Genomic DNA, 18,911 nt, shown 5'->3' with positions numbered 1-18,911 from the left:
GGGGCGGCTCAGCGCCCCGGACCGGGAGTGTCAGACGAAGGAATCGTCGTCGCCGAAGGAGGAAGAATCGTCGGAATAGTCGCTATCGGCAAAGCTGTCCGAGGCGTTGTCGCTGCCCCAGCTGTCATTGCCGGCGAACTTCTGGTCATCGTTGCCCCAGTTGCCGTTGTCACTGGCGGGCGCCGGCTCTTCACGGATGATTTCTTCCACGACCTGCGGCTGTTGCGAGTTGTGGCTGAACAGGCTGCTGATGCCTTCGGCCAGCAACACACCACCGGCCACGCCCGCGGCGGTTTTCATCGCGCCACCGAGGAACCCGCTGCCAATGGGGGCGGCGGCAGGTTGTTGTGGCTGTTGATAGTTCTGTTGCGGCGCTGGCTGGCCAAAGGACGGCCGCGCCGGTTCACGCCAGCCACCGCCCGACGAGGCCGGAGCGCTCTGGGCCGGTTGCGGGTCACGGGAACCGCCGCCAAAGATGCTCGACAGGAAACCACCGCTGCTCGCCGGGGCCGCTTGTGCGGACTTGGCCCGCTGCAACTCATCCTGCAATTGCTGGATCTGCTGCGCCTGTTGCTTGTTCTGCGCGTCGAGACTCTTGAGCGCGTGTTCCTGCACCAGGATCGACTGGGTCATGTAGTACCCGGCGGCCGGTTGGCGAGTCATGTGCTCCTTGATCCGCGCTTCTGCCTGGGCGTCGCGGGGCGCTGAGTCCGTTTCGGCTTGTTGCAACCGTGAAAACAGTCCATCGATCAGGGTTTGCTCTTCGCTGTTCATGGCGACCTCGTTAGATTGCCGGTAAAAATCGTGGTCCTGCCTGTGATTAGGCCAGGTGCGTTCTAGTTATGGGGGTGTTACGAGTTGTTTCAATGGTCTTTACTCAAGGTTTACGTTTGCTTACCGCTGGCCATGATCGGTTAAAGTGTTGCCCTTGCTTTCAGGCCTGCGATGACCCCGATGAATCCGTTAGACGTATTGCGCGACTCCTTCCGTTTTACCCGAGGCAACCTGGGCGCAATCGTCCAACTGTGCCTGCCATTGGTGATCCTCGAAGCCCTGCTGCAGCAGTTGCTCGACCACACGCTCGGCGCGGATGCGTTCCCCGGCTACAGCGTGGTGGTGGGCTTGCTGGTGTACCCGCTGTACACCGGTGCCTTGATCCTGTTTCTCGACGCCCGCACCCGTGGCGAGTCGCCGCGCACCAAGGACATCTGGGCCATGGCCCTGACCCTGTGGCCGCGCTTCGCCCTGCTGACCGCCATGAGTACCTTGCTGATTTTGCTGGGCCTGTCGCTGTATTTCCTGCCGGGCCTGTGGCTGATGGTGGTGCTGGCGTTCGCCGAGTACCTGTTGGTGCTGCGCGGCATGTCGGCGCTGGAGGCGATGAAGGAAAGTCTGCGCCTGACCCGTGGGCATTTCTGGCGAATCCTGGTGTGCCTGTTGTGTGTGATGACACCGCTGTGGTTGCTCAAAGGCGCCAGCGTCGCGGCCTATCCCAACCCCGCGCCGTTGCTGGGGCTGCTGATGGACAGCGCCCACAGCTTCCTGCAACTGTTTACCAGCGTAGTCCTGTTCCGTTTATTCATGCTGATCGGTGGCGATGCCGACGCGCGGTGATATGCTCCACGCCACTCCTGAAACGCTATAAGCCGAGCCGATGACCCGTTTATTGCGCATCACCCTGCTGGGCCTGCTGATCGTTGCGGGCCTGCTGACGGCCCTGATCTACAGCCTCACCTGGCGCCCCGCCGCCAAGGAAACCCTGCCCGTCAGTTGCGTCGCGCCCCGTGCGCCGACCCTGTTGCCAGGGCAGGCACTCAAGGTCATGACCTGGAACGTGCAATACCTGGCGGGCAAGAACTACGTGTTCTGGTACGACACCGCCGACGGCAGCGGCCCGGACGAACGACCTACCGTCGAAGACATGGCCGTCAGCCTCGACGAAGTGGCGCGGGTGATTCGTGACGAACAGCCCGACATCCTGCTGTTGCAGGAACTCGACGAAAACGCCAAGCCTTCCCACTACCAGGACCAGCTAGCGCTTTTGCAGGAGCGCCTGGTCGACCTCTACCCGTGCAGCGCCCAGGCGTTCGACTGGAAAGCCGACTTCGTACCCGACCGGCATATCTTCGGCAGCGTGGGCCGCAAGCTGGCGACCCTGAGCCGCTATCAGATCGAACACGCCGAGCGCCTGCAATTACCGGCGCCCGAGGCCAATATCATCAGCCGCCAGTTCCAACCCAAACCGGCCTTACTGCTGACCTACCTGCCGCTGAGCGACGGCGGCCAACTGGCCGTGCTCAACACCCGCCTGGACGGTGATGCACCAGGGCGCAGTGCGGTGCAGGAGCAGGTGCAAACGACAGTGAAGTTGCTGGATAAATTCGAAGGCCGTGGCACGCCCTGGCTGATCGGCGGTGATTTCAATCTGCTGCCACTGGGGCAATTCCTGCGTTTGGATGCAGACAAGCGTGGGCAGTATTCGCCGGACAGTGAGCTGCACTTACTGTGGGACAAGTACCCGATGATCCCGAGCAACAGCCAATCCAGCGGGATTGATCGTGAGAAATGGCTGACGCATTTCCCCAACGATCCGAGCATCGATGGCCCGGATCGCACCCTGGATTACCTGTTCTACAGCCCGCGAATCAAGCGGGTGGAGGCCAAGGTTAGGCAGGAGGATACGTTGCGTATTTCCAACCATTTGCCGGTGATTGCACGGTTCCTGCTGCCCGCCGCGCAATAACCCACACAACAAGATTAATGTGGGAGGGGCGGTGCGACGATTCGACTTGCTCCCGATGGCGGTGTGTCAGTCAGCTCATCTGTAACGGATCCACCGCCATCGGGAGCAAGCCCCCTCCCACATTTGGATCCTTAGCGTTACGACTTTCGGGGTTTGATCCGCGCGGTCGGCTCGGCTATCAGCGGATCATCCGGCCAGTAATGCTTGGGATACCTGCCCTTCAGATCCTTCTTCACTTCGGCATAGGTACTGCGCCAGAAGTTCGCCAGATCCTGCGTCACCTGCACCGGCCGCCGCGCCGGCGACAATAGGTGCAACTTCACCACCTGGCGCCCGCCGGCAATGCGCGGGGTGTCGGCCAGGCCAAACAGTTCCTGCAAGCGCACCGCCAGGATCGGCGGATGTTCGCTGTAGTCCAAACGCACCGATGAGCCAGACGGCACTTTCACATGCTGCGGCGCCAGCTCGTCCAGGCGTTGGGGCAGCGGCCAGGGCAACAGGTTGTGCAGGTAGTTGGAAATATCCAGGTTGGCGAAATGGCTCAGGCGCGAGACTTTGCCAAGGTAGGGCATCAGCCAGTGCTCCAGGCCGGCGAGCAAGGCGCTGTCGCTGACATCGGGCCATTCGCTGGTTTTGCCGGCGTCCAACTGGCGCAGCAGCAGGACGCGGGATTGCCATTGGCGCAGTTCAGGGGTCCAGGGCAGCAGCTCCAGACCTTTGCGCCGCACCAGGTTGACCAGCGCCTGGCTGCGTGCGGATTCGTCGAGACCGGTGAGCGGTTCGCGGCTGAGCACCAGCTCGCCGACTTTGCGCTGGCGTTCGGCGCGCAGCACGCCTTCGCGCTCGTCCCAGTCCAGTTGGTCGACGTTGCGCACTTGCTCGGCGAGGACCGTGTCGAACAGCGTCGGGTCAAAATCTGCCGCGAGGTAGATGCGTTCTTCGCGCTGGCCCTGGCGGCTGCCGAGGTCGGCGATCACCAGCCAAGGTTGTTTCATCAGGCTGTCGGCCTCGGCGAACAGCGCGGCGCGGCCGTTGGCCAAACGGTATTCGGCACCACCGGGGCGGCGTTGCTGGGCGACACGGTCCGGGTAGGCCAGCGCCAGCAACGCACCGAGCCAGCGCGGGTGGTCGGGGTCGGCCACCGGCCGGGTCGCCTGGCCTCTCAAATAGCCACGGTATTGCCGCGCCAGTTGCTTGGCGCGCTGCACGCCACCTTGAGTACCGCGCGCACGCTCTTCGCCGGACATCAGCGCCAGGCGGCTGTGCAGATCCGCGCCGCCACCGCGCAAAATATCGCGCTCGCCCAACAGTGCAGCGACATCACAGGCGGTGGCCGCAAGCCCCAGGTCCTGGCCGCGCAGCAGTAAATGGGCGATGCGTGGATGGGCCGGCAACTCGGCCATCTTCTGGCCATGAGCCGTGAGTCTTTCTTCATTCAAAGCCCCGAGGCGCACCAGCAAGTCCTGGGCCTGGGCATACGCAGCGGTCGGTGGTACGTCGAGCCACACGAGCTGCGTGGGCGTGACGCCCCAGCGCGCCAGCTGCAAGGCCAACCCTGCCAGGTCGGCCGCAAGGATTTCCGCACTGCCATACGCGGCCAGCCCTTCATGCTGGTCTTCGGACCACAACCGATAACACACCCCCGGCTCCAATCGCCCGGCCCGGCCCGCGCGCTGGGTGGCGCTGGCGCGGGAGATGCGCTGGGTGTCGAGGCGGGTCATGCCGCTGCCGGGGTCGAAACGCGGCACCCGCGCCAACCCGGCATCGATCACCACGCGCACGCCGTTGATGGTCAGGCTGGTCTCGGCAATGTTGGTGGCGAGCACCACTTTGCGTTTACCGGCAGGGGCAGGATCGATGGCTGCGCGCTGGGCGTTGAGGTCCAGTTCGCCATGCAGCGGGCAGAGCAACACGTCAGGGCTATTCCCCAGGGCGTCGGCCAGTTGCTGGTTGACCCGGCGAATTTCCGCCTGGCCCGGCAGGAACACCAGCACGCTGCCGGTTTCATCGTGCAGGGCTTCCAGAATGGTTTGCACCACGCGCGGCTCGATGAATTCACCCGGCTGGTACGGCCGCCCCCAGCGCATCTGCACCGGGAACATGCGCCCCTCGCTGCGCAGGATCGGCGCGTCGTCCAATAGGCGGGCCAGGCGCTCGCCTTCGAGGGTGGCGGACATCAGCAGGATTTTCAGCGGTTGCTCGTCGCGAAACACATCGCGGCCGTTCAGGCTCAGGGCCAGTGCCAGGTCGGCGTCGAGGCTGCGCTCGTGGAATTCGTCGAAGATCAGCAGGCCCACACCGTCCAGTGCCGGGTCGTCCTGCAGGCGGCGGGTGAGGATGCCTTCGGTGACCACTTCGATACGCGTAGTGGGCCCGACTTTGCTGTCGAGGCGGATGCGATAGCCGACGGTCTCACCGACTTTCTCCCCCAGTTCGCTGGCCAAGCGTTCCGCGGCGGCGCGAGCGGCCAAACGCCGGGGTTCGAGCATCAGGATGGTCTGCCCGGCCAGCCAAGGCTCATTCAACAAGGCCAAGGGTACGCGGGTGGTTTTACCGGCGCCGGGCGGCGCTTCCAGCACGGCTTCATGGCGATTCGCCAAGGCGTCACGCAGGGCGGGTAAAACATCATCGATCGGCAACGAATTCATACTGGCTCCAAAGCAGAGCGGCGAGTATAACGGCGAACTGCCGGATGCCGACGCTGGTCTCAATGGCAGTGCTATATAGTCCCGTATCAACCGTGTTCAGGAGAGTCTCCATGCGTATCGCTTCCCGTGTCATCGGCGGTGTCCTCGCCATCACCCTGCTGAGCCAACTGACGGCCTGCGGTTCGATTTTCTACCCGGACCGCCGTGGCCAGATCGACGGCAAGATCGACCCGACCATTGCCGTGCTCGATGCCGTAGGCCTGTTGTTCTACGTGATCCCTGGCTTGATCGCGTTCGGCGTCGACTTCGCCACGGGCGCGATCTATTTCGAACCCGGCAAGACTGCCCAGGTCGCCCCGGAAAAACTCCACGAAGCCATCGGCGCCGACGGCAAGGTCGACAACGCCAAGCTGCAAAGCATCATCCAGAAGGAAACCGGCCGCACCCTGCCGCTGGACGACCCGCGCATGATCCAGTTCAAGGGCAGCGTGCAACAACTGGCGTCCCTGGGCCTGCAACCCGCCGGCTAAGGAACGTTTATGACCAGCAGTCCCGAACACGCCCGGCTGTTACGCCTGGCCACCCGCGCCTCGGTGGGCGTGGCCTGTGCGCTGATCGTTACAAAGGCCATCGCCTGGTGGCTCAGCGGCTCGGTGAGCATGCTCGCCGGGTTGACCGACTCACTGCTCGATGGCGTGACCTCGCTGCTGAACCTGCTGGCAGTGCATTACGCCCTGCGCCCGGCCGATGACGATCACCGTTACGGCCATGGCAAGGCAGAGTCACTGGCGGGCATGGCCCAGGCGTTGTTCATTGGTGGCAGCGCGGTGTTGATCGCCTTGCAGGCGTACGAGCGTATGCAGCATCCGGAACCGGTCGGCGCGCCGTGGCTGAGCATTGGGGTGATCGTGTTTTCCCTGGTGCTGACCGTGGCGCTGCTGATGCTGCAACACCGGGTTGTGCGCGAAACCGGCTCCAATGCCGTGCGGGCGGACTCGTTGCACTATCGCTCAGACTTGCTGCTCAACGGCAGCATCCTGGTGGCGCTGGTGCTGGCGGGCATGGGCTTTCATCAGGTCGACGCCTGGTTCGGCCTGGGCATCGCTGCCTACATTTTGTGGAGCGCGATCCACATCGCCAAGGAAAGCTTTGCGGTGTTGATGGACGAGGAACTGCCGCCGGACGTCAGCCAGCACATGCTGGAACTGGCGCGAGGCGTGCCGGGGGTGCTGGGTGCCCATGACTTGCGCACGCGCATCTCGGGCAACCACTGGTTTGTGCAGTTGCACCTGGAGTTGCCGGGGGAGTTGACGTTGTCAGTGGCCCACGGCATCAGCGACCAGGCCGCCGATGCCATTCACGCAGCCTACCCGCGCGCCGAAGTGCTGGTGCACGCCGACCCGCGAGAAGTGGTCACGGGCGCCAAGGCCTAGTACTGCACCTGATACCCGCGACTGCTCAGGCAGTTGCCCTGGGCCTGGCGGTAGGTTTGCACCACCGCCGGGTCAGGGGCGTAGGTGACCGCCTGCGGGTCGAAGCCGCTTTGTTGCACCGCCCAGCGATAACAGTCGTAACCGTCCTGCTGCACTTGCGCCGGTGACTGCCCGTTGGTGGGATAGGCCACCACGTCATAGCCATTGCCTTGCGGTGCTGGCTGCGGCGCCGGCACTTGCGTCGGCGGTTGCACCACCACGTATTGCTGGGTGTTTTGTTCGTAGGCGTAGTAGGCGCCGGCGGCCAGGAACAACAGCGAGCCACCTACCCACACTTCGCGCGCATAGTCCGGCAGGTAATGCACGCGGATGCCATACGGCGGCGCCACGACCACATAGCGCGGGCCTTGGGGGCGGTACCAGTAGCCGCCGGAGAAGAAGTAATCCTGGCCACGGTACGGCACGCGGTAATTGCGGTCGGGGAAGCGGTCGACGGTATAACCGGGCCGATACTGCGGGCCAGGGCCCCAGCCGTTGCCATGCCCATCGGGGCGACCTGGCCAGCGGTTGTCGTTGGGATGCCCGTTGTAGCCCGGCCGCGAACCTGGGCCACCGGCCTCCCAATTCCGGTTGTCGTCGTTGCGTCGAGGAATGTCACGGTAGTAACCCTGACGCGGCTCCTGGGTCTGGCGCACGGTATCGGGGCGACCCTGGATCGGCAGGTTATTCGCAGGCTGCGGGGCTGGCCGAGGCTGTTCGGCACCTTGCGGGCGACCTTGCCACTGCCCGCCACCGTGTTGTTGCTCGGCGCGATCAAAATGCGGGTTCTGTGGACGCGGCTGATTGTTTTCCGGCCGTGATTGATTGTTCTGCGGCTGCGGGCGCGGTTGGTTATTTTGCGGGCGCGGTTGTTCGTTACCTTGACCTTGCCGACCGCCCTCCGGCCCTCTTTCATGCTGGCCGCCCCCTTCAGGGCGTGGGTCTTCGGCCATCACTTGCGTGCCGACGGTGACCATCAGCAAACCTACACCTGCCATACGCCAGATGCGCTTCATGCTATTCCTCACTGCGGATAGGGCCTGGAAGGTCCGGCCTCATAGATGAGACTGGAAAAGCCTCGCCCGGTTCTGAGACAGGTTATCAGTCACAAGAACAATTTTCTTAAGGCAAAAGAAAAGGGGTGACCCGTCGGCCACCCCTTGAGAACTTCGTCCATGCTCAACGCTTTTGACGTTGGCTCACCTCACGCCGCCTTGTGGACAGTGTGCAGCCTGGAGGCCGGCTCAACCCTGCTGGGGTGGCGGCCGCAGCGCGCCTGATTGGGCGAGCTGCTGTGGACTGTTGTCCAGGCGGTGATTCTGTTGATAAAGATACAGGCCCGCGCCCGACAGATGATTGCGAAGATTGCGTCAATAAACAGTGCTTGCGCAATTTTTAACCCTTCATGGATAATTCACCGCAATAGTTACGACAAAGGCCAACCCGATGAGCAAGCTTGACCGATACGACCTGAGTATTTTGGCGGAATTGCAGCGCGACGCGAGGATCTCCAACCAGGAGTTGGCCGAGCGCATCGGCCTGTCGCCTTCGCCCTGCTCGCGCCGGGTCAAGCAGTTGGAAGACGACGGCTACATCTCGCGCCAGGTCGCCCTGCTCGACCGCAAGATGCTCGGCCTGAGCCTCACCGCCTATGTGCTGATCGGCATGGACCGCCACACCCCCGAGCGTTTCGAGAACTTCGAAGCGGCCATCCGCACCCTGCCCCAGGTGCTGGAATGCAGCCTGGTCACCGGGATGGATGCGGACTATCAGTTGAAAGTGGTGGTGCCGGACATGGACCACTATCAGAAACTGCTGCTGGGCCACCTCACTCGGATCGAAGGCGTGACCAGCGTGCGCTCGAGCTTTGTGCTGAACCAGGTATTGAACAGCACCGAGCTGCCACTGACCCACCTGCGCACTTAAGATCGGTGAAGGTCAACTGTGGGAGGGGGCTTGCTCTCGATGACGGTGTGTCAGCCACAGATTAGCTGACTGACACACCGCCATCGGGAGCAAGCCCCCTTCCACATTTGGAACGCACTTCGATCCAGGTCAATGTTGCACCTGTGACGCTGCCGTATACTTGCCGCCTGCCCCGTTGGAAGAGCCCATGAACAACATCGACCCCGCCCTGTTCGAAGAATGGATGATGACCGGCCTGGTCACTATCCTGATCATTTTCATGGGCTTTATCGTCTGGGACCTGGCGAAGAAATCCAAGGCCGGGCGCTTTGGTTCGTTCATCCTGTTTTTCGTGCTGGGCCTGGGCGTGGCCGCGTTCATCATCAAGAGCGTGGTGATCGGCCTCATCGAGTCCGGCGCTTTATAAACGCGCAGGTACTTCCTTCCATTGGCCTTGGTCCAGGCCGTCGATTGTCCAATCGCCAATGCGCACCCGCACCAGACGCAAGGTCGGCAGGCCCACGGCGGCGGTCATGCGCCGCACCTGGCGGTTACGCCCCTCTCGAATCACCAGTTCAAGCCAGTACGTCGGTAGGTTTTTGCGAAAGCGCACCGGCGGGTTGCGCGGCCATAACTCGGGCTCATCCAAACGCCGGGCCTCGGCGGGCAAGGTTTTGCCATCGTTGAGTTCTACCCCGTCGCGCAGGCGTTGCAGCAATGCTTCGGTGGGTTCGCCTTCCACCTGCACCCAGTAGGTTTTCGCCAGCTTGTGCTTGGGGTCGGCAATACGCGCCTGCAACTGGCCATCGTTGGTCAGCAGCAACAGGCCTTCGCTGTCACGGTCCAGGCGACCGGCCGGGTAAATGCCGGGGATATCGATAAAGTCCTTGAGCGTCGCCCGCCCGCCCTCGTCGCTGAACTGGGTCAGCACATCGAAAGGTTTATTGAACAGGATCAACTTCGGCTCGGCCGGCGGCGCCTTGGCAACACGGCGCGCAGCAGAATACGGAGGTTTCACACCGGGGCGGCGCGAATCGGGACGGGTGGGACGGGACATGGCAAAGGAACATCTAACGGTCAGGACCGACAATGCTAGTGGCCTGACCGCTAAATGACCATCCCAACCGCTTAGCGGAACGGCGGCTCGTCGAAGCTGCGCAGCTTGCGCGAGTGCAGCGAGTTGAGTTCGGTGCGCAACAGGTCCACCGCCTCGATGCCGATCTTCAAGTGCTGGCTGACCGCACGTTCGTAGAACGCGTTGGCCGACCCCGGCAGCTTGATCTCGCTGTGCAGCGGCTTGTCCGACACACACAACAACGTGCCGTACGGTACGCGCAAGCGATAGCCCTGGGCGGCGATGGTGCCGCTTTCCATGTCCACCGCCACGGCGCGGGACAGGTTGATCAACGGCCGTTCCTGGGCCCAGCGCAGCTCCCAGTTGCGGTCGTCGTAGGTCAGCACGGTGCCGGTACGCAGGCGTTTTTTCAGCTCTTCGCCTTTCTCACCGGTGACATTCGCCGCCGCCTGCTGCAAGGCCATCTGCACTTCAGCCAGGGCCGGGATCGGGATGTTCGGCGGTACCACGCGGTCGAGAATCCCGTCGCGGCGCATATAGGCGTGGGCCAGTACGTAGTCGCCGATGGTCTGGGATTGGCGCAGCCCGCCACAGTGGCCAATCATCAGCCAGCAGTGTGGACGCAGCACCGCCAGGTGATCGGTGATGTTCTTGGCGTTGGACGGGCCGACACCGATGTTCACCAGGGTCACACCGTGGCCATCGCTGGCCTGCAGGTGATAGGCCGGCATTTGGTAGCGGTGCCACACCACGCCCGCGGCAATCGCCGACGCTTCACCGTGGTCCATGCTCTTGTCGATGATCACATTGCCCGGCAGCACCATGCGGATAAAACGCGGGTCGCTGCGCAATTGTTCCAGGCCATGCAGGATGAACTGGTCGACATAGCGGTGATAGTTGGTCAGCAGGATCCACGGCTGCACATGGCGCCAGTCGCTGCCGGTGTAATGCACCAGCCGACGCAGGGAAAAGTCCACGCGCGCTGCATCGAATAGCGCCAGGGGCAGCGGATCGGTGTTTTCCCAGTCGTACAGGCCATCGGCGATGCCGTCGGTGGCGGCCGACAGGTCGGTGCTGGGGAACACGCGCGCCAAGGTCGCGGCGGTCACACCGGAGCCGGCCAGTTCGTCGCCCTGCTCCACCACGTACGGGTACGGAATGTTCTGCTGGCTGACGCCCACTTCCACCGTCACGGTGAAGTCGTGCATCAGCGGCACCAGTTGTTCCAGCAAATACTTACGAAACGCCGCCGGATGAGTAACGGTAACGCTGTAGGTCCCCGGTAACTGGACCTTGGCATACGCCCGGGTAGTCTGTGGGACTTCACCGTGGCAGTGGTAAGTCAGGCGCAGTTCCGGATAGCGAAACAGCGCGCGTTGTTCGGCGTCGGGTTCGACGCGGTCCTTGAGGTACTGCTTGAGGGCTTGATTGAGCGCGCCGGTAGCCCGCTCATGCAGGGCCGCCAGCCGATCCACGGCTTCTTCGGCGGTTTGAACGACAACAAAAGCTTCGGTCACGGTAAGCATCCTGTGTTCTGACTTGCAGGCCTTTATCTTGCCTGTATCCCTGTCAGACGCAAACCTTGAATTGGAGTGCCCTCGCAAGATGGCTGCAATCCCTGTGGGAGGGGGCTTGCTCCCAATAGCGGTGGGTCAGTTTATAGATAGGCTGACTGACACTCAGCCATCGGGAGCAAGCCCCCTCCCACATTTGGACCGTGTTTATTCAGATACATTGGGGCTTGAGCGCGCGACGATGGCCCCGACATCGACGCCACGCGGCAAGGTGCCGTAGACGCGGCCAGACGACTGGCCCAAACGGCTGGTAATAAAACCATCGCTAACCGTCCCATGACCGGCCTCCAGCAGCAACTTGGCCTGCAGCGCCACGGCAATATCCTCGGTCAACTGCCGCGCGCGGTACTGGATGTCCTGGGTGTCCATGAACGCCGACTTCAGATGTTCGATATGCCGCGCCAGTTGCTTATCACCATGCCCGTCACCGAGTTCGACAAACAGCGCTTCCAGCACGCCGGGCTCCTTGGACAGTGCGCGCAGCACATCCAGGCATTGCACATTGCCGGAACCTTCCCACGTCGAATTCACCGGTGCCTCACGGTACAAGCGCGGCAGGATGCTGTCCTCCACGTAGCCCGCGCCGCCCATGCATTCGGCGGCTTCGTTGATCATCGCCGGGGCGCGCTTGCAGATCCAATACTTGCCCACCGCCGTCACCAGCCGAGCGAACTTGGCTTCGCGCTCATCGCCCAGGTTGTCCAGGGCGCAGCCCATGCGCATGCTCAAGGCCAGCGCGGCTTCGCTTTCCAGGGCCAGGTCGGCCAGCACGTTTTGCATCAAAGGTTGCTCGCTGAGTACGCGGCCACCGACCAGACGATGGGCGCAATGATGACTGGCCTGGGTCAGCGCCTGGCGCATCAAGGCGCTGGAGCCGACCATGCAATCGAAACGCGTCATGGCAACCATCTCGATGATGGTCGGCACGCCACGCCCCTCTTCGCCGATCATCCAGGCCAGGGCGCCGCGAAACTCCACTTCACTGGAGGCGTTGGAGCAGTTACCCAATTTGTTTTTCAGGCGCTGGATGTAGAACTCGTTGCGGGTGTCATCCGGGCGGTGCCGGGGTAGCAGGAAACAGGTCAGGCCTTTGTCGGTCTGGGCCAGGGTCAGGAAGGCATCGCACATCGGCGCCGAGCAGAACCACTTGTGGCCCACCAGCTCATAGGCTTGCCCGGGCCCGCCCGCGCCCACTGGATAGGCGCGGGTGGTGTTGGCGCGCACGTCGGTGCCGCCCTGTTTCTCGGTCATCGCCATGCCGATGGTTACACCGGCCTTGTGGGCAATGCCGACATTGCGCGGGTCGTATTGGGTGCTGAGGATTTTCGGCAGCCAGGTCTGCGCCAGGTCGGGTTGCAAGCGCAGGGCCGGGACACAGGCGAAGGTCATGGTCAGTGGGCAGCCGGTGCCGGCCTCCGCCTGGCTGTGCAGGTAGGTCATGGCTGCGCGCGCCACATGGGCGCCAGACTGTGGATGGGCCCACGGCAGCGACGGCAGGCCATGCTCGACTGCCGTGCGCATCAGCTCGTGGTAGGCCGGGTGAAACTCCACCAGATCGATACGATGCCCATACCGGTCATGGCTGCTGAACAGCGGTTTGTTCTGGTTGGCCAGGAACCCGGCCGCCATCAGCGGCCCGCCGGCCAACGCTCCGTATGCATCGATGCGCGCCTGCGCCCAGCCGGCGCCAAAGCGCCGCGACCATTCTTGCAGGGGCATGTCGATGCGGTACAGGTTGGTGCCGTCCAGGGAGGGCGGCTGGTTGATGACGTCGTGGGTTTCGGCGAACTGGTGCAGGTTCATGACGGGCCTCCTGGAAAAAGGCCCTGTCGAATGCACACCTACCCATGAAGGCGCAGATCGATTGAGGCCGGTTTTTTCAGTTAAGCACCGTCATCCGGGTTAAAAAAGTGGCATACGCGCCGAATGCCCGGCGCCTTCGCCCTCTAGCGCGCTCAACAAGTGGCGTTCCAGTACCGCCTGCAACGCCTCGAAGCGCACCGGCTTGGCCAGGCGGTCGGTGATGCCGATGCCATGGCAGCGCTCGCGCTCAGACGTATTCAGCGACGTACTCAAGGCGATCACCGGCAATTCACCACAGCCCGGCAGTGCACGAATCTGACAGCACAACGAGAAACCGCCTTCAGGTATATCCAACAAGACGGCGTCGAAGTTTTGCCCCTGCAAGGCCGCCAACGCCGCCGGACCGCTCTCCACGGTTTTCACCCGGTAGCCCAACTTAAGCAACATGCCGCGCACCACCAACTGGCCGACGCTGTGGTCATCCACCAGCAATACCGCGCAATCCTGGGGCGCGCGTTGCCGGTCGGGCGCCGGTTTTGCCTCGGGCGGCACCGGGCTGACTTTCACGTCCAGCTGGAAGCGGCTGCCCTTGTGCGGCTCGGAATGATGGGTAAGGCGTCCGCCCAACAGCTCGATCAATTGCCGGCAGATGGCCAGGCCGATACCCAGGCCGCCGTATTCGCGGGTCATGGAGCCATCGAGCTGGAAAAAGCGCTGGTACAAGGTCGCCTCGTCGAGGAAGGCGAAGCCAATACCGGTGTCGGTAACAATAAAGCTCAGGCGTACGCCGCCATCACTGTGAGGTACACCCACCACTCGCAGGCGCACGGAGCCTTCGCGGGTGAACTTGAAAGCGTTGTCCAGCAAGCAATCCAGGCACTGGATCAGTTTGTCGACGTCACCCACCACACGGTCCGGCAGTTCCTCGGCCACATCGATGGAAAATGCCAGGCCTTTACCTTGGGCGCTGGCGTTGAATTGCTGGCGCAGGGTGTCGAGCACGCCGCGCAGGCTGAACACCCGAGGCTGGGCACTCAGGCGGCCGGCCTGCAATTCGGTAAGTGTGAGGATGCCATCGACCATGCGCATCATGTCCCGTGCCGAACCGGCGGCAGTTTGCTGGTACTGCGTCAGGTCGTCGTCCAACGGTACCGTTTGCATCAGTTCAAGGGAGCCGATCACACCGTTCATGGGCGTGCGCAGTTCATGGGTCAGGGTTGCGAGGAATTCATCCTTAAGACGGTTGCTGCGGGCCAGTTGCTGGTTGAGCACTTCGAGCTTCTGGCTGGCATCGAACAGGATCTGCGCCTGTTGTTCACGCATGGCGTTGATGCGGTCGGCAAGGGCCAGGGATAACAGCGCCACTTCAATCGCTGAGCCGATCTGGCTGGCGTACATGGTGAGGAACACATTGGGCAGGTAGCCCAGCACCATCAGCGTATTCACCACCCCACCCAACAGGAACGCCGACCAGGCGATGATGAAATACCGCGCCACCCGCTGGCCGCAGTACCAGGCCTTGATGGCGGCGACGAAGATGGTCACGGTGAATACCAGCGCCAAACCGGTCGCCAGGCGCAAGGCCAAGGCGTAGCTGGTCAGCAGCGCCAGCGCCATCACTACGGCGCCGCATACCGCCAGTGTCAGCAAGACCCGGTTGAGCCAGCGGCTGTGCTGCGCGGTATGCAGGAAGCTACGGGCGAACAGGCTGCCGAACAGCGCCGCCGAACCGATCAGCAGCGGTACCGCTGCATTCGCCCACCACGGGTTGTTCGGCCAGAAGTACTGCACGGCCACGCCATTGACCGACAGTTGGTACAGGCCAAACGAGGCGATATAGAGGATGTAATACAGGTAGCTGGTGTCGCGCACGCTCAGGTAGATGAACAGGTTGTAGACCAGCATCCCCAGCAATACGCCGTAGATCACGCCAAGCACAGACAGGCGCAGCGGTTGTTGCTCCAGGTAAGCGGTGCCGGACCAGAGCGTCAGCGGCGCCTGGATCGAGCCTTCACTTTGCAGGCGCAGGTAGAGCGTCTGTTGCTGGTTGGGCACAAAGTTGAGCTTGAACAGATAGTTGCTCTGGCTGACGTCACGACTGGAAAAAGGCAGCGCACTGCCGGTGCGGCTGGCCAGCCGATAATTGCCGGTGCCATCGTTCTGGTACAGGTCCAGATGATTGAGCGGTGGATAAGCCAACTCCAGGAACCAGGTGCGGGGGGCACGGGGGTCCTTGGCCATGTAATGCAGGTCGACCTTGAGCCAGAACACCGAGCGCGAATAGCCGGCGTTGAGGGTGGCTTTGTCATGGTGCTTGAATTGAGCAGCGTAGGCGGGAGAGCTTACTTCGGCGATGGTGAGGGCATCGGTCGGGTCTTCGAGCACTTGCATGGCTCGGCCCAGCGGCAGGCTTCGGGTGTCCTGATTGAACTCGATGGCGCTGGCGAGCATCGGCAGCCCGCACAACAATAAGATCAGCAAATAGCGCATAGAGCCCCAGCGTGGCCTGTCCGGTTATGTCAAAAGCCCCCCATCCTTTTGAGAAGACGTACACCGGCGGTACAGTAAGTTGTTTGGATCCACTTTAGCATAGCCGCCAAAGGCCATTGGACACCATTGAAATAATTTTCCTTAAGGCTCTAGAACAAGGCTTTCAGCGCTTTTTGCGAGAAGAAAAGCGCCAAAAAATCGTCATTCTTTGGACAAAATTCAACCATCGCCCGAAGGCCCCGCCAAAAGCGTTTGGTGGTAAGCTCGCGCACCATGAATATCTACAGCTCTCGCCCTGTTGTCCTCTGTCTCTCCGGCCATGATCCCAGTGGTGGCGCCGGCTTGCAGGCAGATATCGAAGCCCTGCTCGCCCAAGGCTGCCACGCGGCTCCGGCCGTCACTGCCCTGACTGTGCAGAACACCGTCAATGTCAGCGATTTCCGCGTGCTCGACCGTGAGTGGGTACTGGCCCAGGCCAATGCCGTGCTCGGCGACTCCGAAGTGGCGGCGGTCAAGCTGGGCATGCTCGGCTCTACCGCAATGGTCGACACCGTGGTCGAACTGCTGCAGGCGCACCCGCACCTGCCGGTCGTGTGCGACCCGGTGCTGCGTGCCGGCGGCGGCGGCAGCCTGGGCAAGGACGAAGTCGGCTATGCCATGCGCGAGCGGCTGCTGCCGCTGTCGCTGATCGCCACGCCGAACCTGCCTGAAGCCCGTATCCTCGCCGAGCTGCCCGAGGGCACCGCCGACGAATGTGCCGAGAAGCTGTTGCCGTTTATCAAGCATCTGTTGATCACCGGCGGCCATGGCGATGAGCACGAAGTGCACAACCGCCTCTACAGCCGTGATGGCACGCGCCAGACCTTTACCTGCCAGCGCCTGCCCGGCAGCTATCACGGTTCGGGCTGCACCCTGGCCAGCGCCCTGGCCGGACGGATCGCCCAAGGCGAAGGGCTGGTGAGTGCGGTGCAGTCGGCACTTAACTACACTTGGCGCACCCTGCGTGACGCCGAACAACTCGGCCAGGGCCAGTTTGTACCGCGCCGTCTGCCGCTGGATTTCTGTTCGTAACTTTCTGCTCTTAAAAGCAAGAGGCCTGCCCGATGAAACTACGTGGCCTTTACGCCATTACCGACAGCCAACTGTTGGCCGGCAAGTTCCTCGCCTACGTCGAAGCGGCATTGGACGGTGGCGTGACCCTGCTGCAGTACCGCGACAAAAGCAGCGACGAAGCCCGGCGCCTGCGCGAAGCCGAAAAACTGCGGGAGCTGTGCTCGCGCTACAAGACCCAGCTTATTATCAATGATGACTTTGACTTGGCCGCGCGCCTGGGCGTCGGCGTGCACCTGGGCCAGACCGACGGCCCACTGACGCCGGCCCGTGCGCTGCTCGGTTCCAAGGCGATCATCGGCGCCACCTGCCACGGCCAGATCGAACTGGCCGAACAGGCGGCAAAAGAAGGCGCCAGTTATGTCGCCTTCGGCCGCTTCTTCAATTCCAACACCAAGCCGGGCGCTCCGGCCGCCACCGTTGAAATGCTCGCCGAGGCCCGCAAGCGCCTGCATGTGCCGATCTGCGTGATCGGCGGCATCACCCTGGAGAACGCCGGACCGCTGGTGGCTCATGGTGCCGACCTGCTGGCCGTGGTCCACGGCCTGTTCGGTGCCGACAGCACCCAGGAAGTCACGCGCCGCGCCCGCGCCTTCAACGAACTCATAAAATCCTGAATTCAGAGAGCCCTCACCATGTCTCGTTCCGAAACCCTGTTTGCCAATGCCCAGAAACACATCCCCGGCGGTGTGAACTCCCCCGTGCGTGCGTTCAAGAGCGTGGGCGGCACGCCGTTGTTCTTCAAGCATGCCGAAGGCGCCTACGTCACCGACGAAGATGACAAGCGCTACGTGGATTACGTCGGTTCCTGGGGGCCGATGATCCTCGGCCATAGCCACCCGGACGTGCTGGACGCCGTGCGCAAGCAACTGGAACACGGCTTGTCCTACGGCGCGCCGACCGCCATGGAAACCGAGATGGCCGATCTGGTCTGCAGCATCGTGCCGTCGATGGAGATGGTGCGCATGGTCAGCTCCGGCACCGAAGCCACCATGAGCGCGATCCGCCTGGCCCGAGGTTTCACCGGCCGCGACAGCATCATCAAGTTCGAAGGCTGCTACCACGGCCATTCCGACAGCCTGCTGGTCAAAGCCGGTTCCGGCGCGCTGACCCAAGGCGTACCCAGCTCGGCCGGCGTACCGGCAGCGTTCGCCAAACACACCCTGACCCTGCCGTTCAACGACATCGGTGCCGTCGAGCAGATGCTCAGTGAAGTCGGCCAGGACGTGGCGTGCATCATCGTCGAGCCGGTGGCCGGCAACATGAACTGCGTGCCGCCCGCCCCTGGCTTTCTGCAAGGCCTGCGCGAACAGTGCGACAAGCACGGCGTGGTGCTGATTTTCGACGAAGTGATGACCGGCTTCCGCGTTGCCCTCGGCGGTGCCCAGGCGCACTACGGCGTCACGCCGGACCTGAGCACGTTCGGCAAGATCATCGGTGGCGGCATGCCCGTGGGCTGCTTCGGCGGCAAACGCGAAATCATGCAGCACATCGCGCCGCTGGGCCCGGTGTACCAGGCCGGCACACTCTCGGGTAACCCGCTGGCCATGGCGGCCGGCCTGACCACCCTGCGCCTGATCAGCCGCCCGGGCTTCCACGCCGAGCTGACCGACTACACCACCCGCCTGCTGGACGGCCTGCAACAGCGCGCCGATGCCGCCGGTATCCCGTTCGTGACCACGCAAGCGGGCGGCATGTTTGGCCTGTACTTCAGCGGCGCCGATGACATCGTCACCTTTGATGATGTGATGGGCAGCGATGCCGACCTGTTCAAGCGCTTCTTCCACCTGATGCTGGAGGGCGGCGTGTACCTGGCGCCGAGTGCCTTCGAAGCCGGTTTTACCTCGATCGCCCATGGCGATGCCGAGCTGAAACTGACCCTGGATGCCGCCGAGCGCGCGTTTGCCGCACTGAAATAGCCGCTGGAAAAATCTGGCGTTGCTGTAGGCGGCGTCAGATTTGCTACTTTGCTGACAGGCATTTCCTTATTTTTCCGAGAATTTACCTGCAATCCGGCAGATAACTTGCCCAAGCAGCAGAAAAACGAGTAAAGACTTTGTAAGCAGAGGCCTGCTTATTTCATAATGCGCG

16 protein-coding genes are annotated in these 18,911 nt (G+C 62.7%); 9 read left to right on the top strand and 7 right to left on the bottom strand.

Annotation, left to right across the window (positions count from 1 at the left end):
• Positions 1–30 precede the first annotated feature (30 nt).
• Entirely contained in the window at positions 31–774 is a 744-nt protein-coding gene (locus HDC32_RS28285; RefSeq protein WP_131700124.1) for a DUF2076 domain-containing protein, read from the bottom strand.
• 180 nt (positions 775–954) lie between these two features.
• Between HDC32_RS28285 and HDC32_RS28280 the strand changes: the two genes are divergently transcribed.
• On the top strand, positions 955–1,614 hold the full coding sequence (locus tag HDC32_RS28280) for a YciC family protein (protein ID WP_092488567.1): 660 nt from the start codon (positions 955–957) through the stop codon (positions 1,612–1,614).
• Between the two features lie 40 nt (positions 1,615–1,654).
• Positions 1,655–2,743, top strand: coding sequence for an endonuclease/exonuclease/phosphatase family protein (locus HDC32_RS28275; protein ID WP_184746312.1), 1,089 nt, complete (start codon positions 1,655–1,657; stop codon positions 2,741–2,743).
• Between the two features lie 137 nt (positions 2,744–2,880).
• Here HDC32_RS28275 and hrpB read toward each other — a convergent pair whose 3' ends face one another.
• Positions 2,881–5,391, bottom strand: coding sequence for an ATP-dependent helicase HrpB (hrpB, locus tag HDC32_RS28270; RefSeq protein WP_184746310.1), 2,511 nt, complete (start codon positions 5,389–5,391; stop codon positions 2,881–2,883).
• Between the two features lie 110 nt (positions 5,392–5,501).
• On the opposite strand from hrpB, the gene HDC32_RS28265 reads away from it, so the two are divergent.
• Positions 5,502–5,921, top strand: a complete 420-nt coding sequence (locus tag HDC32_RS28265) for a polyribonucleotide nucleotidyltransferase (RefSeq protein WP_131700121.1) — start codon at positions 5,502–5,504, stop codon at positions 5,919–5,921.
• A gap of 9 nt (positions 5,922–5,930) precedes the next feature.
• The gene (locus tag HDC32_RS28260) at positions 5,931–6,824 is read left to right on the top strand and encodes a cation diffusion facilitator family transporter (protein WP_131700120.1); all 894 of its coding nucleotides are present in this window, start codon (positions 5,931–5,933) and stop codon (positions 6,822–6,824) included.
• Here the strand turns inward: HDC32_RS28260 and HDC32_RS28255 are convergent.
• Positions 6,821–7,879 (bottom strand): DUF6515 family protein, encoded by a 1,059-nt coding sequence (locus HDC32_RS28255; protein WP_184746308.1) that lies wholly within the window; start codon positions 7,877–7,879, stop codon positions 6,821–6,823. The genes HDC32_RS28260 and HDC32_RS28255 overlap by 4 nt on opposite strands.
• A 430-nt stretch (positions 7,880–8,309) precedes the next feature.
• Between HDC32_RS28255 and HDC32_RS28250 the strand changes: the two genes are divergently transcribed.
• A complete protein-coding gene (locus HDC32_RS28250; RefSeq protein ID WP_003176264.1) occupies positions 8,310–8,789 on the top strand; it encodes an Lrp/AsnC family transcriptional regulator in 480 nt (159 codons plus the stop codon).
• Positions 8,790–8,985: 196 nt separating this feature from the next.
• The gene (locus HDC32_RS28245) at positions 8,986–9,195 is read left to right on the top strand and encodes a DUF2788 domain-containing protein (RefSeq protein ID WP_025999909.1); all 210 of its coding nucleotides are present in this window, start codon (positions 8,986–8,988) and stop codon (positions 9,193–9,195) included.
• Here HDC32_RS28245 and HDC32_RS28240 read toward each other — a convergent pair.
• From HDC32_RS28240 to HDC32_RS28225, 4 genes are all read right to left on the bottom strand, one after another.
• Positions 9,190–9,825 carry a pseudouridine synthase gene (locus tag HDC32_RS28240; RefSeq protein WP_131700118.1) on the bottom strand — a complete coding sequence of 212 codons (636 nt, stop codon included), beginning with the start codon at positions 9,823–9,825 and terminating at the stop codon, positions 9,190–9,192. The genes HDC32_RS28245 and HDC32_RS28240 overlap by 6 nt on opposite strands.
• A 71-nt stretch (positions 9,826–9,896) precedes the next feature.
• Positions 9,897–11,369 carry an AMP nucleosidase gene (gene amn, locus HDC32_RS28235; RefSeq protein WP_024077553.1) on the bottom strand — a complete coding sequence of 491 codons (1,473 nt, stop codon included), beginning with the start codon at positions 11,367–11,369 and terminating at the stop codon, positions 9,897–9,899.
• Between the two features lie 195 nt (positions 11,370–11,564).
• Positions 11,565–13,220 carry an acyl-CoA dehydrogenase family protein gene (locus HDC32_RS28230; RefSeq protein WP_184746307.1) on the bottom strand — a complete coding sequence of 552 codons (1,656 nt, stop codon included), beginning with the start codon at positions 13,218–13,220 and terminating at the stop codon, positions 11,565–11,567.
• A 99-nt stretch (positions 13,221–13,319) separates the two neighbouring features.
• Entirely contained in the window at positions 13,320–15,710 is a 2,391-nt protein-coding gene (locus HDC32_RS28225; protein WP_184746306.1) for a hybrid sensor histidine kinase/response regulator, read from the bottom strand.
• A gap of 273 nt (positions 15,711–15,983) precedes the next feature.
• Here HDC32_RS28225 and HDC32_RS28220 point away from each other — a divergent pair, with 273 nt between their 5' ends.
• Genes HDC32_RS28220 through hemL form a run of 3 tightly spaced genes read left to right on the top strand, consistent with a single transcriptional unit; the run spans position 15,984 to position 18,739 of the window.
• Positions 15,984–16,781, top strand: coding sequence for a hydroxymethylpyrimidine/phosphomethylpyrimidine kinase (locus tag HDC32_RS28220; protein WP_124418525.1), 798 nt, complete (start codon positions 15,984–15,986; stop codon positions 16,779–16,781).
• A gap of 32 nt (positions 16,782–16,813) precedes the next feature.
• On the top strand, positions 16,814–17,437 hold the full coding sequence (gene thiE, locus HDC32_RS28215) for a thiamine phosphate synthase (protein WP_131700114.1): 624 nt from the start codon (positions 16,814–16,816) through the stop codon (positions 17,435–17,437).
• 18 nt (positions 17,438–17,455) lie between these two features.
• Positions 17,456–18,739, top strand: a complete 1,284-nt coding sequence (gene hemL, locus HDC32_RS28210; protein ID WP_131700113.1) for a glutamate-1-semialdehyde 2,1-aminomutase — start codon at positions 17,456–17,458, stop codon at positions 18,737–18,739.
• The last annotated feature ends 172 nt before the right edge of the window (positions 18,740–18,911 follow it).

The organism is Pseudomonas sp. JAI120, assembly GCF_014207255.1.
In the GTDB taxonomy this organism is placed as follows: domain Bacteria; phylum Pseudomonadota; class Gammaproteobacteria; order Pseudomonadales; family Pseudomonadaceae; genus Aquipseudomonas.
Note: the sequence above shows the minus strand (reverse complement) of the source record. Positions and strands in the feature narration are given on the sequence as shown.

Coding starts and splice junctions, on each gene's coding strand:
- HDC32_RS28285 (WP_131700124.1), bottom strand. CDS start 774: ATGAACAGCGAAGAGCAAACCCTGATCGATGGACTGTTTTCACGGTTG.
- HDC32_RS28280 (WP_092488567.1), top strand. CDS start 955: ATGAATCCGTTAGACGTATTGCGCGACTCCTTCCGTTTTACCCGAGGC.
- HDC32_RS28275 (WP_184746312.1), top strand. CDS start 1,655: ATGACCCGTTTATTGCGCATCACCCTGCTGGGCCTGCTGATCGTTGCG.
- hrpB (WP_184746310.1), bottom strand. CDS start 5,391: ATGAATTCGTTGCCGATCGATGATGTTTTACCCGCCCTGCGTGACGCC.
- HDC32_RS28265 (WP_131700121.1), top strand. CDS start 5,502: ATGCGTATCGCTTCCCGTGTCATCGGCGGTGTCCTCGCCATCACCCTG.
- HDC32_RS28260 (WP_131700120.1), top strand. CDS start 5,931: ATGACCAGCAGTCCCGAACACGCCCGGCTGTTACGCCTGGCCACCCGC.
- HDC32_RS28255 (WP_184746308.1), bottom strand. CDS start 7,879: ATGAAGCGCATCTGGCGTATGGCAGGTGTAGGTTTGCTGATGGTCACC.
- HDC32_RS28250 (WP_003176264.1), top strand. CDS start 8,310: ATGAGCAAGCTTGACCGATACGACCTGAGTATTTTGGCGGAATTGCAG.
- HDC32_RS28240 (WP_131700118.1), bottom strand. CDS start 9,825: ATGTCCCGTCCCACCCGTCCCGATTCGCGCCGCCCCGGTGTGAAACCT.
- amn (WP_024077553.1), bottom strand. CDS start 11,369: ATGCTTACCGTGACCGAAGCTTTTGTTGTCGTTCAAACCGCCGAAGAA.
- HDC32_RS28230 (WP_184746307.1), bottom strand. CDS start 13,220: ATGAACCTGCACCAGTTCGCCGAAACCCACGACGTCATCAACCAGCCG.
- HDC32_RS28225 (WP_184746306.1), bottom strand. CDS start 15,710: ATGCGCTATTTGCTGATCTTATTGTTGTGCGGGCTGCCGATGCTCGCC.
- HDC32_RS28220 (WP_124418525.1), top strand. CDS start 15,984: ATGAATATCTACAGCTCTCGCCCTGTTGTCCTCTGTCTCTCCGGCCAT.
- thiE (WP_131700114.1), top strand. CDS start 16,814: ATGAAACTACGTGGCCTTTACGCCATTACCGACAGCCAACTGTTGGCC.
- hemL (WP_131700113.1), top strand. CDS start 17,456: ATGTCTCGTTCCGAAACCCTGTTTGCCAATGCCCAGAAACACATCCCC.